Below are 14179 nucleotides of genomic sequence, written 5' to 3'. Positions count from 1 at the left end.
GTTGCCACTTCTTGTGGCAAGTGGATGCTCGGCCCGGAGCGACTTGCCACTTCTTGTGGCCTGGGGCTGTCACTTGCCACATCTTGTGGCAAATGGATGCTCGGCCCGCCGCCAGACGGCAACCCGCACGGGCGTGACGCGCGGCTTGGCCTGCGGCATCCGACGCCGACGGCGGTGTCGTGGGTGGCGCGTAAACTCATGTGAGTGATCCTTCAGGGCTTAGTTACGGCGATTTCGCGCGCCTCCACCGTCGAACGAGCCCTGGTGAACGCCGGGCGCGACAGCGACTTCTCGCTGCCCGAAGGGGTGCGCACACCGTTCCTCGCCGCATTGATGCAGCGCCGCATCGAGCGCGGGCTGCCCGCCGCGATGCTCGTGGTCACCGCCACCGGTCGCGAGTCGGAGAAGCTCCGCGAGTCGCTCGCGAGCTTCCTGCCCGAAGCCGAGATCGTGGAGTTCCCCGCCTGGGAGACATTGCCGCACGAGCGCCTCAGCCCGAGCGCCGAGATCGTGGGCCGCCGCATCGACGCGCTCCGCCGTCTCGTCGAGTGGCAACGGGCGACGGATGCCGCTGGCCTAGGCACATCGGCCGCCGCCGATCTGACGAATCGCGTTGATCCTGACGGGCGCGAACCGTCAGATCGGGCGCGATCGGCCGGCGGGTCGACCGGCCCCCGTCCCCTCGTGGTGGTCGCCTCCGTGCGCGCCGCCTTGCAGCCCATCGCCTCCAACCTCACCGACCTCGAGCCGATCGTGCTCCGCAAGGGCGGCCGCGGCTTCGACCTTTCCGCCCTCTCGCTGCAGCTCGTCGAGCTCGCCTACTCGCGCGTCGACATGGTGACCCGCCGCGGTGAATACGCGGTGCGCGGCGGCATCCTCGATGTGTTCCCGCCCATCGCCGAGCACCCCTACCGGGTCGACTTCTTCGGCGACGAGGTCGACGAGATCCGCGCGTTCTCGGTAGCCGATCAACGTTCGCTGCCTGACGCGGTCGACTCCGTCGTGCTCCCGCCGAGCCGCGAACTGCTGCTCAGCGAACCCGTGCGCCAGCGCGCGCGTGAGATGCAGCACGAGTTCCCGAGCCTCGCCGGCCTGCTCGAGAAGATCGCCGCGGGCATCCCCGTCGAGGGCATGGAATCCCTGGCGCCCGCCCTGCTCGACCAGCTCGTCACCATCGCCCACTACCTGCCGAAGGCCGCCGCCGTCGCCGTCGTCTCGCCCGAGAAGGTGGCCACGCGCGCCATCCACCTCTCCGAGACGAACCGCGAGTTCCTCGCCGCCGCCTGGACGGCCGCGACCGCCGGAGCCGAAGTCCCCATCGACCTGGCCTCGGGCGAGTTCATCACCCTCACCCAGCTGCGGCACGCGGCCGGCGTCGACCGTGCCTGGTGGACTCTCAGCGAGTTCCAGCAGGGCCCGAGCGAGGAAGAGGTGCTGCCCGAGCACCGCGAACTCGAGGAGCACCTCACGCTGCGCATCCAGGCGGATGCCGTTCCCAGCTTCTCCGGCAACGCCGACGGTGCCATCGCCCACGTCGCCTCGCGGCTGGCCGAGGGCTGGACGGTCGCCGTGGCCGCAAAAGGCCAAGGCCTCGTCGAACGCGCTGTCGATGTGCTCAGCGAGCGCAGCGTCCCGGCCCGCATCATCGACGACTTCCCGGCCGACGCAGTGGGGGAGAGCGGCCGCGACGCCGACGAGCACGTGGTGCTCGCCATCCGCGCCGCCGTCGAGCACGGCTTCGAGCTGCCCGAGCTGAAGCTCGCCCTGATCGGCGAGACGGAGTTCTACGGGCGAACCGTGGGCTACGACAACCGCCAGGTCAAGAAGCTCGCGAGCCGGCGCAAGAACGTGGTCGACCCGCTGCAGCTGAAGGCCGGCGACTTCGTGGTGCACACCACCCACGGCATCGGCAAGTTCCTCGAGCTCACGCAGCGCGAGGTGTCGAGCGGCGGGCGCAACGCGGTCAAGACCACGCGCGAGTACCTGGTGATCGAGTACGCCCCGTCGAAGCGCGGCTACCCCGGCGACAAGCTGTACGTGCCCACCGACCAGCTCGACCTCCTCAGCCGCTACGTCGGCGGCGAGGCGCCGGCGCTCAGCAAGATGGGCGGCAGCGACTGGGCCGGTGCCAAGAGCAAGGCCCGCAAGGCGGTGCGCGACATCGCCGTGGAACTGGTGAAGCTCTACAGCGCCCGGATGGCGTCGAAGGGCTACGCCTTCGGCCCCGACACCCCCTGGCAGCACGAGCTCGAGGAGTCGTTCCCGTTCCAGGAGACCCCCGACCAGCTCACCGTCATCGACGAGGTGAAAGCCGACATGGAGCGGCCCATCCCCATGGACCGCCTGCTCTCGGGCGACGTCGGCTTCGGCAAGACCGAGATCGCCGTGCGGGCGGCGTTCAAGGCCGTGCAGGAGGGCAAGCAGGTCGCCATGCTCGTGCCCACCACGCTCCTCGTGCGCCAGCACATGGAGACCTTCGCCGAGCGCTTCGCCGGTTTCCCGGTGCACCTCAAGGCGCTCAGCCGCTTCCAGACCGACAAGGAGGTGAAGGAGACCATCGCGGGGCTCGCGGATGGCACGGTCGACGTCGTCATCGCCACGCACCGCATCCTCAGCGACAACATCGCCTTCAAAGACCTCGGTCTGCTCATCATCGACGAGGAGCAGCGCTTCGGGGTGGAGCACAAAGACCAGCTCAAGAAGCTCAAGACCAACGTCGACATCCTGGCGATGAGTGCCACGCCGATTCCGCGCACGCTCGAGATGGCGGTGACCGGCATCCGCGAGATGTCGACGCTCGCCACGCCGCCGGAAGACCGGCATCCGATTCTCACCTTCGTGGGGCCGTATTCCGACAAGCAGGTGGCGGCGGCCATCCGGCGCGAGCTGCTGCGCGAGGGTCAGGTGTTCTTCGTGCACAACCGTGTGTCGTCGATCAACCGGGTCGCGGCCCAGCTCGCCGAACTCGTGCCCGAGGCGCGCATCGCGGTGGCGCACGGGCAGATGAACGAGCACGCACTCGAACAGGTGATCGTCGACTTCTGGGAGCGAAAGTTCGACGTGCTCGTGTCGACCACCATCATCGAGACCGGCATCGACATCGCCAACGCGAACACGCTCATTGTCGACCGGGCCGACAAGTACGGGCTCAGCCAGTTGCATCAGCTGCGCGGTCGCGTCGGCCGCGGGCGCGAGCGCGCCTATGCCTATCTGCTGTTCGACGAGCACAAGCCCCTCTCCGAGACGGCGAACGACCGGCTCTCGACGCTCGCGGCCAACAACGAGCTGGGTTCGGGCATCCAGGTGGCGCTGAAAGACCTCGAGATCCGCGGGGCCGGAAACCTGCTCGGCGGCGAACAGGCAGGCCACATCGCAGGGGTGGGGTTCGACCTCTACCTGAGGATGATCGGCGAAGCGGTGTCGACCTTCCGCGGCGACGTGGCCGAAGGCCAGACCGAGCTGCGGCTCGAGCTGCCGGTGGAGGCGCACATCCCCGAAGACTATGTCGACAGCGAGCGGCTGCGCCTCGAGGCCTACCAGAAGCTCTCGACGGCCTCGGCACCCGCGGCCTCGGATGACTCGATCGACCGGGTCATCGAGGAGCTCACCGACCGCTACGGCGAGCCTCCGCTCGAGGTGCAGAACCTCATCGCGGTGTCGCGCCTGCGGCGCAAGGCGCAGAAGGCGTCGCTCAGCGAGGTGGTGACGATGGGCTCGAACCTGCGGGTGGCACCGGCCGACCTGCCCGACTCGCTCCAGGTACGACTTCAGCGCATGTATGCAGGATCGAAGTACTTCGCCCAGACCAACGCGGTCTCGGTGCCCATGCCGGTGGTCGACGGAGTGCCCCTGGCGGGCGCCGACCTGGTGGCGTGGGTGACGAACTTCTTGGACACGATCTTCGCGGCTGCGAAGGCGCCGGCGGCGTCCAACTAGATCGCAACGCGTCCGTGTTGCTCGGGACCGAGCGAGCACAGCTCGCTCGGCGCTGGCGTCGCGGCGACGATCCACCGGATCGTCGCTCCTAGCTCCAGCGCGCGGCGGCGCGCTCACCTTGGGTTGTCGAGTACGGCCCGCGGCTCTCACTGCCGACATAGGTGTTGGCCGAATAGTCTCTTCCTATGCCTGAGACGCCGATTCCGGATGCTGCCACCGAGCTCGATCGGCTCGTCGCCGTCACGGCGCTGCTGCGGGCGCCCGGCGGCTGCCCGTGGGACGCGGAGCAGACCCACGCGAGCCTCGTGCAGTACCTCGTGGAGGAGTCGCACGAGCTGATCGAGGCCATCGAGTCGGGCTCCCGTGAGGAGATGATCGAGGAACTCGGCGATGTGCTCTACCAGGTGATCTTCCACGCCGACATCGCTGCGAACACCCCGGGCGAGCGGTTCGACATCAACGACGTGGCCGCGCACATGACCCAGAAGATGGTGGGGCGGCATCCGCATGTCTTCGGCGACCTCGACCTGGCCACCGCGGGCGACGTCGAGAACGCCTGGGACGCCTTCAAGGCCGAGGAGAAGCCCGAGCGAACCAGCGTGCTCGACGGCATCCCGCTCGGTATGCCCTCGCTCGCCCTCGCCGACAAGCTGATCGGCAAGGCGCAGAAGATCGGCGTGCTGGAGACGGATGCCCCCGCCGCCATCCCCGTGGCCAGCGAAGACGAACTCGGCCCCCTGCTGCTCGCCATCGTGGCCTCGGCCAGGGCGCAGGGACTCGACGCCGAGCGCGCGCTCCGCACCACCCTCCGCGGCCTCCGCGCGGAGATCACGGAGGCGGAGGCACTCGCCGCCGCCGACGCGGGCATCGTGGCTCGCCCCTCCGAAAACGACGGATGATTCGGCCAACGACGGCGTCCGACTCCGTTGTCTGCCCGAAACGGCTCTGAACCCCGTCGTCTCCGGGCACAGCCGGACGCCGAGAGCAGTGTCAGGCCATGCGGCTGCCCGAGGCGAGCCGCCCCGACGGGGTGCGCGTCGCCCGCCACGCGCCGAACAACGCCAGCCCGGCCAGCACCGTCTGCAGCCCGAGCCCGATGAACCAGCTCGGCGCCCCTGACCGCATGAGCTCCTCGCCGGTGGCGATTTCAGGTCCGCCCCACGAGGTGGAGGTCGAGTCCACGCAGTAGTCGTAGTAGGGATCGGTGTCCGGCATGATCTGGGCTTGACGCACAGCCACGGCGATGAACCCGAACAGGTCCAGCGGCTGGCCGCCCTCGTCGAAGTCACCCGTCGACGCGTCCGCCACCACGACGTACGGGTTGACCACGAGCAGTCCCCAGTAGGGATCGAAGCGCGGCATCGTGTACGTGGAGGTGGAGGGCGCCCCGCAGCCGAGGTAGTCGCCGTCGGAGTCGTACCGCGCCTCTATGGAGGTGGAGCTCACCGTCACCTGGGTCACCGACCCGGCGATGCTGAAGGCGATCAGCGTGCCGAGGCTGAGGGCGGCCACGAGGAGGTAGCTCACCACCACCGAGAACACCGGATTGCGGATGAGCCCTGACAGTCCCACCCCGAAGGCGGAGAGGATGCCCAGCTCGGCGGTGAGCACCGCGAGCGATGAAGCAACGGTGGCCGCCGACACATCGCCGATCGCCACCACGATGCCGAGGAACGGCAGGGTCGCCACGAGCAGTACCAGCGACGCCAACCATGCGGCGAGCCACTTGCCGATCACGATCTGTGCCGTGGTGATGCTCGTCACCTGAATGGTGGCGAGCGTGCCGCCCTCGCGTTCGCCGTTGATGGCGTTGCCCGAGAGGGCGGGGGAGATGAGGCTCGCGAGCAGGAGCACGAAATACACGATCGAGGAGAACAGCACGCCGCTCGAGTGGCCGAAACCCGTGATCACCCACCCCCCGATGGTCACCAGCCCGACCAGCACGAAGAAGATGCCCAGGATGACGTACCAGGCCACCCCGCGTACCCGTTGCTTCAGCTCAAGAGCCATGATGAGGCCCACGCCACGCCAGAATGCACTCATCGCACGTCTCCTCTCCCGAGCCCCTGCAGCGTTCGCTCCAGCTCTCCGGATGCCGGGGCGAACCAGCTCACCCGCACCCCGGCGCCGACGGCACCGCGGCGGCATCCGCCTCGTCGGCCATCGCCACGGTGAAGCCCTGACTGTCGGCGCCGATGCGTTCTCGCGGCACCCCGATCTACTGGAGCACCGGGCCGAGCACGAGGTCGTCGACCGCCGTCACCCGCCACAGCCGCGAGGCTGCCCGGGCGCGTGACACCGCTTCCTGCGAGGCCGTGACACCGGCGTCGAGATACACCGCGTCGGTGACGAGCTCGTCGAGCTCGGAGAGCACGTGGCTCGAGAGGAGGATGGTGCGCCCCTCGCACGCGTGCAGGCTCGGCCACGGGGTCGATGCCGCCGATCCGGATGCTGCCGCGGTCGGGCCGCAACAGGGTCGCGAGCATCATTATCAACGTCGTCTTGCCGGCGCCGTTCGGGCCGATGAGCGCGGTGATCGAACCAGGTCGGGCCTCGAAGGTCACCGATCGCACGGCGGCGACCGCACCGAACGAGCGGCCGACATCGTGCACCACGATGCCGGCCGGCTCGCTGCGTGGAGGCTCGGGTGGAAAGGGAGCGGGTTGCGTCTCGGCCATGGTGCCTCCGGGGGTCGCGGCGTTCCGATCGAGCCCAGAGACACCCCGGGCCGGAGGCGCATGAGTATTCGATGCTCCACCACTCGCTAACCTGGATGCCATGGCATCACAGGTCTCACCCCCGCGCGGTATGCGCGACTTCCTGCCGGGCGACAAGGCGAAGAGGGAGCGGGTGCTGGGCCTCATCCGCTCCACCTATGCCGCACACGGGTTCGACGAGATCGAGACGCCCGTGGTCGAAGACTTCGGGCGCCTGCACTCCGGCCTCGGCGGCGACAACGAGAAGCTGGCGTTCAACGTGATGAAGCGGGGCCTGGATGCGGCTGCCCTCACGGATGCGGCCACCGCCGACGATCCCGACCAGCTCGCCGATCTCGGCCTGCGCTTCGACCTCACCGTGCCGCTCGCCCGGTTCTACGCCACGCACCGCGCCGCCCTGCCGCAGGTGTTCCGGGCGGTTCAGATCGCCCCGGTCTGGCGCGCCGAGCGACCCCAGAAGGGTCGCTACCGGCAGTTCGTGCAGTGCGACATCGACATCATCGGAGAGGCCGGCATCCTTGCCGAGATCGAGCTGCTCACGGCGACGCTCGCCACGCTCGACACGTTGGGGCTCGCGGGCTGCCGCATCCGTATCAACGACCGCCGCATCCTCACCGGCCTCCTCGAGTCGTTCGGCTTCGATCCTGGAGAGTTCGCGTCGGTGCTGATCACGGTCGACAAGCTCGACAAGGTCGGCACCACCGGCGTCATCGACGAGCTACGCGCCAAGGAGGCGACGGCCGGGGCGGTCGACGCCCTCGAGCGGTATTTCGCGCAGAGCCCTCCCGCTGCGGCGGCCCCGGGGGAGCAGGCGCACCCCGGCGACGACGAGCTCGCCGTCGAGTCCACCCCCCTCACGGCCGACAGCGTCGCGGCCGCGCTACCGGAGGGCGTCGCTCCGGATGCCGTCGCCGACCTCGCCGCCATCGGCACCGCCCTGCGTGAGGCCGGTGTGGAGGGCGCACTCGTGTTCGACCCGTTCCTCGTGCGGGGCATGGGCTACTACACGGGCACGATCTTCGAGATCGAGCACCCCGACTTCACGTTCTCGCTCGGCGGAGGGGGGCGTTACGACGGCATGATCGGCCGCTTCCTCGGCGAGGACGTGCCCGCCTGCGGGTTCTCGATCGGGTTCGAGCGCATCATCGACCTGATCGACGACCCGGCGGGGGAGTCGCGCGAGTCGATCGTGCTCGTGCACGACAAGAACGCCGGCGCCACCCGACTGCTCACACTCAAGGCGCAGCTCGTGGCCCGGGGCGCCCGCGTGCGCCTCGAGCGCCGCACCAAGAACCTGGCTCCGCTCCTCGACCGCGCCGCCGCGTCGGGCTTCACCTCCTTCGCCCTGGTAGGCACCGAAACGGTAGACGCCGACCAACTCGACCTCCGCCCCCTGAGTACCCCGTAACCGCAACCTCCTCGCGAGTCGCCAAAATCCGGCCTAAGTTGCGCCGAATGGACCGAATTCTGGCGAGTCGCGAGGAGGAGTTTTGCCCGGAGTGACCGATACATAGTTGAGCTATGTAAAATAGATTCTCGTGAATAGCGAAAACCCGACTTCCCCCGAACTCTCCGAGCTCCTCGCCGACCTCGTGTCGGTCACGAACCGCCTCACCCGCATCGCCGCTAAGGCCACCGGTGAGTCGACGTCGCCCGCCACCTGGCGAACCCTCAGCGTGCTCAGCACCTTCGGCCCCATGCGGCTCGGCGAACTCGCCAAGCAGAGCCGCGTCTCGCAGCCCACGATGACCAAGATCGTCGCCAACCTGAATGAGGTCGAGTGGATCCGCCGCATCGCCGACGTCGACGACGCCCGCGCCTGGCAGATCGCTCTGGCCCCGAAGGGCATCCGCGCCCTGGCCGAGTGGCGCACCCGCCTCGGCGAGGCGCTCGCCCCGCTCTTCGATGACCTCGACGCCACCCAGATCGAGGTGATCTCCCGCGCGGTCGACCTGCTGCACGAATGCACCGACGTGCGCGCCACCGACGTCGTGAAGGCGGCCTGACGTGGCCACCACACTCCCCGACACGGCGAGCACGAACGCCACCGCATCGCAGCCCGCCCCCACGGCTCCGAAGAACTCGATCCTGCACCAGCCCAAGGCCGTCTGGGCGGTCGCCTTCGCCTGCGTCATCGCCTTCATGGGCATCGGGCTGGTCGACCCGATCCTCCCGGCCATCGCCGACAGCCTCGACGCCACCCAGACCCAGACGAGCCTGCTCTTCACGAGCTACCTGCTCATCACCGGCTTCGCGATGCTCTTCACCAGCTGGATCTCCACCCGCATCGGCGCCCGCCGCACACTGCTGATCGGCCTCGCGCTGATCGTGGTCTTCGCCCTCGCGGCAGGCCTGTCGGGCAATGTCGAGTCGGTCATCGGCTTCCGCGCCGGCTGGGGACTCGGCAACGCCCTCTTCATCTCCACGGCCCTCGCCACGATCGTGGGTGCGGCCTCCGGAGGCGCGAGCTCGGCCATCATCCTGTACGAGGCGGCGCTCGGCCTCGGCATCGCGATCGGTCCACTTCTCGGCGGCCTGCTCGGCTCGCTCAGCTGGCGCGGCCCGTTCTTCGGCACCTCGGTGCTCATGGCCATCGGCTTCATCGCCATCTTCACCCTCATGAAGAAGGATGCGGCCAAGCCCGTTCCGACGCCGCTCTCCGCTCCCTTCAAAGCCCTGACGAAGCCGGCGCTCACCACCCTCGCGGTGGCCGCGCTGTTCTACAACATCGGCTTCTTCATCCTGCTGGCCTACACGCCGTTCCCCCTGGGCCTCGATGAGATCGGCCTCGGTCTGACCTTCTTCGGCTGGGGTCTCGCCGTGGCCATCACCTCGGTGTGGGTGGCCCCGTGGCTCACCCGTCGTATCCCGCGCACCCGGGTGCTCTGGAGCGTGCTGCTCCTTCTGGGTGCCGATCTCGTGGCTGCGGGACTCCTCGTCAGCAGCACCGCCGGCCTCATCACCTGCGTGGTGGTCGGCGGCGCCCTGCTCGGGGTGATGAACACCGTGCTCACCGAGTCGGTCATGGCCGCCACCGACCTGCCGCGCCCCGTGGCCTCGTCGGCCTATTCGGCTGTGCGCTTCATGGGTGGTGCCGTCGCCCCGCCCCTCGCCTCCCTGCTCGCGGTGTGGTTCACCGCGGCGACGCCGTACTACGTCGCTGCCGCATCCGTCGTCATCGCGTCACTCGTCGTCATCATCGGTCACCGGGCCATCGCCCATGTCGACCACGAGGTGGAGGACGAGCTCGAAGAGGCCCAGGCGATCACCGCGGGGGAGTGACCCGAAAGACTCCGCAATCCCTGCGAGACAGGCGGATCGAGCGGGATGGAGGGGGTTGGCCCGGATACCCTGGTGGCTGTGAACGAGGAACGGTCAGGCGCGCTTCTCGCCGTCGAGAGCGAGATGGGTCGGCTCGTGCGGGCCATCCGCTCGACGCTGCTGCAGAACGCGCTCCGCTTCTCCTCCGAGGTGCAGCCATCGGGGTACTCCGTACTGCGGTCCATCGTGGCCAACGACCCCACACCGCCCGGTGCCATCATCGCCGACGTCGGCATGGACAAGAGTGCGGTGAGCCGGCAGCTCCGGGTGCTGAAAGACCTCGGCTTCGTCACCAGCGCCCCGGCGCCCGACGATCGGCGGGCGAGCCTCTATTCGCCGACCCCGCTCGCCCTCGCCCGCCTCGATGAGGTGCACCGCGAGATCAAGGCGGCCTACGCCGACGTGCTCGATGACTGGAGCGACACCGACGTGAGCGACTTCGTGCGCCTCCTCGGTTCGTTCAACGACCGGATGGAGCGGCGATGACGGTGCCCGGCCGGGCGAACGGTGCGGTGCCGCGACCACCATTCAGGCCGACGCCTGCGACTCGTTAGACTAGCCAGCGGCGGGCGCAGGTAAGCGCTCCCACCCTGCCTGATACAGAGGAGAAACCACCCGTGGCACTCATCGAAGCCGTTGGCGCTCGCGAAATTCTTGACTCCCGAGGGAACCCGACCGTCGAGGTCGAGGTTCTGCTCGACGACGGTGTGGTCTCCCGTGCCGCTGTTCCCTCCGGCGCCTCCACGGGCGCCTTCGAGGCCTACGAACTGCGCGACGGCGACAAGGGCCGTTACCTCGGCAAGGGCGTGGAGAAGGCCGTCGACGCCGTCATCGACGAGATCGGTCCGGCCCTCGAGGGCTTCGACGCCACCGACCAGCGTCTCGTCGACGCCGCCATGATCGAGCTCGACGGCACCGACAACAAGAAGCGCCTCGGCGCCAACGCCATCCTGGGCGTCTCCCTGGCCGTCGCCCGCGCCGCGGCCGACTCGGCCGACCTGCCGCTCTTCCGCTACATCGGCGGCCCCAACGCCCACACCCTTCCGGTGCCGCTCATGAACATCGTCAACGGTGGCGCGCACGCCGACACCGGCGTCGACATCCAGGAGTTCATGGCGGTTCCGCTCGGTGCGGAGACCTTCTCCGAGGCTCTCCGCTGGGGCGTCGAGACCTACCACTCGCTCAAGTCGCTCCTGAAGTCGAAGGGCCTCTCCACCGGCCTGGGCGACGAGGGCGGCTTCGCCCCCGAGCTGCCGAACAACCGTGAGGCGCTCGACTTCATCCTCGAGGCCATCACCCAGGCCGGTTTCACCCCCGGTAAAGAGATCGCGCTGGCGTTGGACTGCGCCGCGAGCGAGTTCTTCGAGGGTGGCGTCTACAACTTCGAGGGTCAGAAGCGCTCCGCCCAGGAGATGTCGGCGTACTACGCCGACCTCGTGGCGAACTACCCGCTCGTCTCCATCGAAGACCCGCTGAACGAAGACGACTGGGAGGGCTGGGCCCACCTCACGGCAGAGGTCGGCTCGAAGGTGCAGCTGGTCGGCGACGACCTCTACGTCACCAACCCGAAGCGTCTGGCCCAGGGCATCGCCGAGAAGGCCGGCAACTCGATCCTGGTCAAGGTCAACCAGATCGGCACGCTCACCGAGACGCTCGACGCCGTCGCGCTGGCGCAGCGTTCCGGCATGACGGCGATCCTGTCGCACCGCTCCGGTGAGACCGAGGACACCACCATCGCCGACCTCGCCGTGGCCGTCGATGCCGGTCAGATCAAGACCGGTGCGCCTGCCCGAAGCGAGCGGGTCGCAAAGTACAATCAGTTGCTGAGGATCGAAGAAGAGCTCGCCGAGGCGGCGGTCTACGCCGGTCGTGGCGCGTTCCCTCGTTTCTCTGCATAGGAGATCCGACCGAAGGTAGTTTTCATGCGGCAGCGCACACCGGCTTCCCGCCCCTTGCGGGTTCCGGTTGCGCTGCCGCAGGCCTCTGCCGCCGCGGCCGGTTCGGCGAACTGGCTGCGCAGCATCCGCTTCTCGGGTTTCACCGTGCTCATGCTCGTGGTGATCGTGATGTTCGTCGTCATCATCTCTCCGGGTCTGCGCGTGTACATCGAGCAGCGCCAGCAGCTCGCCGCGCTGCACGCGGACGTGGATGCGAAGAACTCCCAGAACGATCAGCTCGGCGCCGAGATCGCGCGCTGGAGCGACCCCGCCTACATCAAGGCCGAGGCGCGCGACCGGCTGTATTACGTGATGCCCGGCGAGACGAGCTTCCTGGTCATCGACGATGCGCCGCCCGCGGCAGACGACAGCTCTTCGGTGAGCGACACCATCTCCACCACTCAGGTCGACTGGCTGTCGTCGCTCTTCGCCTCCGGTATGTCCGCAGGCCTCTCGACCCAGACGCCCGACCAACTCCAGACGGATGGGACCGTGCAGTGACCACCCCGCCCTTCGAGCCCGCCTCCGAGCGCGACATCGCGGTCGCATCCGCTCAGCTCGGCCGGCCGGTGCGCAATGTGCTCGGCGTCGCCGCGCGGTGCGTCTGCGGCAATCCCACCGTGCTCGCCACGGCTCCGCGGCTGGCTGACGGCAGCCCGTTCCCCACGCTCTACTACCTCAGCCACCCCGCCGCGACGGCCGCGATGAGCGACCTCGAGGCCGAGCACGTGATGGTCGAGTTCCAGGATGCGCTGGCCGACGACGAGCTCGCGGACCACTACGCGGCCGCGCACGCCGCCTACCTCGCCGATCGCGAGTACTACGGCCAGGTGCCCGAGATCGCGGGCATCTCCGCGGGGGGCATGCCCACGCGGGTCAAGTGCCTGCACGCTCTCGCGGGCCACGCCCTGGCGGCAGGACAAGGTGTGAATCCCATCGGCGATCTCGCGCTCGCGCGGGGCGACTGGTCGCCCGCCGTGTGCGAGTGCGTCGACTACGCGATCGACCTCTGATGCGCCCCCGGTTCGCGGTCGGGCTCGGAGCGATGGTGGCGGTCGGCATCGCCCTGGGTGCGATCGCGCCGGCAGGAGCGGTGCCCGCGGCCCGCGCCGATTCGATCCGTGACATGGAGTACTGGCTGGCCGACTACGGCTTCACGGATGCCTGGGACACCACGCGCGGCAAGGGCGCCACGGTCGCCATCATCGACACGGGGGTCGACGGCAGTGTCGCCGAGCTGAAGGGCGCCGTCGTCGACGGAACGGATGTCTCGGGCCTCGGTTCCTCCAACGGCCAGACCCCCGTGGGCGACACCCCCGACCACGGCACCATGGTGGCCTCCTTGATCGCGGGTCGCGGCACGAGCTCCGGCAACGGCGTGATCGGGGTCGCGCCGGAGGCATCGCTGCTGTCGATCTCGGTGGCGCTCGGAACAGGCTCCGTCAGTTCCGACGAGCAGATCGCGCACGCGGTGCGCTGGGCGGTCGACCACGGTGCCGATGTCATCAACATGTCGCTCACCCGCAACAGCCTCGACTGGCCTGAGAGCTGGGACGACGCGTTCTCCTACGCCTTCGACCACAATGTCGTCATCGTGGCGGCCGCGGGCAACCGGGTCGACGGCACCACCGAGGTGGGGGCGCCCGCCACCATCCCCGGGGTCGTGGCGGTGGCCGGCGTCGACCGCAACGGCGACGCGAGCTTCGATGCCTCATCGCAGGGCATCACCATCGCCGCCGCCGCTCCCAGCGAACAGCTGGTCGGCATCGTGCCGGGTGGCGGCTACGTGCTCTGGAACGGCACCTCGGGTGCCGCGCCGATCGTGAGCGGGCTCGCGGCACTCGTGAAGGCCGCGCATCCGGAACTCGACGCCGCGAACATCATCAACCGCATCATCTCCACGGCCACGCCGAAGGGCTCGCCGGTGCCCGGCCCGATCTACGGCTACGGGCTCATCGATGCCGAGCGTGCGGTGAACGCGGATGTCGCGTCGGTGGCCACGAACCCCATCGGCGATCTCACCGCGTGGATCGCCACCTACCGGCCGTCATCGGGCACCGTCTCCGTCGATTCCCTGGCCATCCCGGCACCCACGGCTCCACCCGTCACTCGCGCAGAGCCGAGCCGATCGGAGGCGTCGGGTGGGGTGTACACTCTCATTCATTGGGCGGTGCCGCTGGGGCTCCTGCTCGGGTTCCTCATCCTTATGGCGACTTTCGCTCTAGGGGCGGTCTCGCGTTTCAGACGGCTGCTTCGCAAGTAGTAGCC

General features: G+C 68.8%; 12 protein-coding genes and 1 pseudogene. 10 read left to right on the top strand and 3 right to left on the bottom strand.

The window, feature by feature from the left end:
- Window positions 1-204: 204 nt before the first annotated feature.
- Complete coding sequence (gene mfd / locus EPO52_RS05855) at window positions 205-3936, top strand: transcription-repair coupling factor (RefSeq protein ID WP_290803317.1); 3732 nt, start codon at window positions 205-207, stop codon at window positions 3934-3936.
- Between the two features lie 185 nt (window positions 3937-4121).
- Window positions 4122-4835, top strand: coding sequence for a MazG family protein (locus tag EPO52_RS05850; protein ID WP_290803313.1), 714 nt, complete (start codon window positions 4122-4124; stop codon window positions 4833-4835).
- Between the two features lie 91 nt (window positions 4836-4926).
- Here the strand turns inward: EPO52_RS05850 and EPO52_RS05845 are convergent, their stop codons facing one another.
- From EPO52_RS05845 to EPO52_RS05835, 3 genes and pseudogenes are all read right to left on the bottom strand, one after another.
- Window positions 4927-5979, bottom strand: coding sequence for an ABC transporter permease (locus EPO52_RS05845; RefSeq protein ID WP_290803311.1), 1053 nt, complete (start codon window positions 5977-5979; stop codon window positions 4927-4929).
- Window positions 5980-6154: 175 nt separating this feature from the next.
- Window positions 6155-6310 (bottom strand): hypothetical protein, encoded by a 156-nt coding sequence (locus EPO52_RS05840; protein ID WP_290803556.1) that lies wholly within the window; start codon window positions 6308-6310, stop codon window positions 6155-6157.
- Between the two features lie 106 nt (window positions 6311-6416).
- Window positions 6417-6614 (bottom strand): annotated as a pseudogene (locus EPO52_RS05835) (ATP-binding cassette domain-containing protein); the annotation flags it as partial.
- 100 nt (window positions 6615-6714) lie between these two features.
- Between EPO52_RS05835 and hisS the strand changes: the two are divergent.
- The 8 genes from hisS to EPO52_RS05795 all read left to right on the top strand — a co-directional run bounded on the left by hisS (window position 6715) and on the right by EPO52_RS05795 (window position 14174).
- Entirely contained in the window at window positions 6715-8061 is a 1347-nt protein-coding gene (gene hisS / locus EPO52_RS05830) for a histidine--tRNA ligase (protein WP_290803308.1), read from the top strand.
- Between the two features lie 130 nt (window positions 8062-8191).
- Window positions 8192-8659 (top strand): MarR family transcriptional regulator, encoded by a 468-nt coding sequence (locus tag EPO52_RS05825; protein WP_290803304.1) that lies wholly within the window; start codon window positions 8192-8194, stop codon window positions 8657-8659.
- Window positions 8660-8738: 79 nt separating this feature from the next.
- On the top strand, window positions 8739-9935 hold the full coding sequence (locus EPO52_RS05820; RefSeq protein WP_290803547.1) for an MFS transporter: 1197 nt from the start codon (window positions 8739-8741) through the stop codon (window positions 9933-9935).
- Between the two features lie 78 nt (window positions 9936-10013).
- Window positions 10014-10460 (top strand): MarR family winged helix-turn-helix transcriptional regulator, encoded by a 447-nt coding sequence (locus EPO52_RS05815; RefSeq protein ID WP_290803300.1) that lies wholly within the window; start codon window positions 10014-10016, stop codon window positions 10458-10460.
- A 131-nt stretch (window positions 10461-10591) separates the two neighbouring features.
- Complete coding sequence (gene eno, locus EPO52_RS05810) at window positions 10592-11872, top strand: phosphopyruvate hydratase (protein ID WP_290803298.1); 1281 nt, start codon at window positions 10592-10594, stop codon at window positions 11870-11872.
- Between the two features lie 24 nt (window positions 11873-11896).
- A complete protein-coding gene (locus EPO52_RS05805) occupies window positions 11897-12412 on the top strand; it encodes a septum formation initiator family protein (protein WP_290803296.1) in 516 nt (171 codons plus the stop codon).
- A complete protein-coding gene (locus EPO52_RS05800; protein ID WP_290803293.1) occupies window positions 12409-12924 on the top strand; it encodes a DUF501 domain-containing protein in 516 nt (171 codons plus the stop codon). The genes EPO52_RS05805 and EPO52_RS05800 overlap by 4 nt, the downstream gene beginning before the upstream one ends.
- Complete coding sequence (locus tag EPO52_RS05795) at window positions 12924-14174, top strand: S8 family serine peptidase (protein ID WP_290803290.1); 1251 nt, start codon at window positions 12924-12926, stop codon at window positions 14172-14174. The genes EPO52_RS05800 and EPO52_RS05795 overlap by 1 nt, the downstream gene beginning before the upstream one ends.
- Window positions 14175-14179: the final 5 nt, after the last annotated feature.

Origin of the sequence: Herbiconiux sp. (assembly GCF_004297105.1) — a bacterium.
Classification (GTDB): Bacteria; Actinomycetota; Actinomycetes; order Actinomycetales; family Microbacteriaceae; genus Herbiconiux.
The sequence above is the reverse complement of the archived record's forward strand: the minus strand, read 5'-3'. Positions and strand labels throughout refer to the sequence as shown.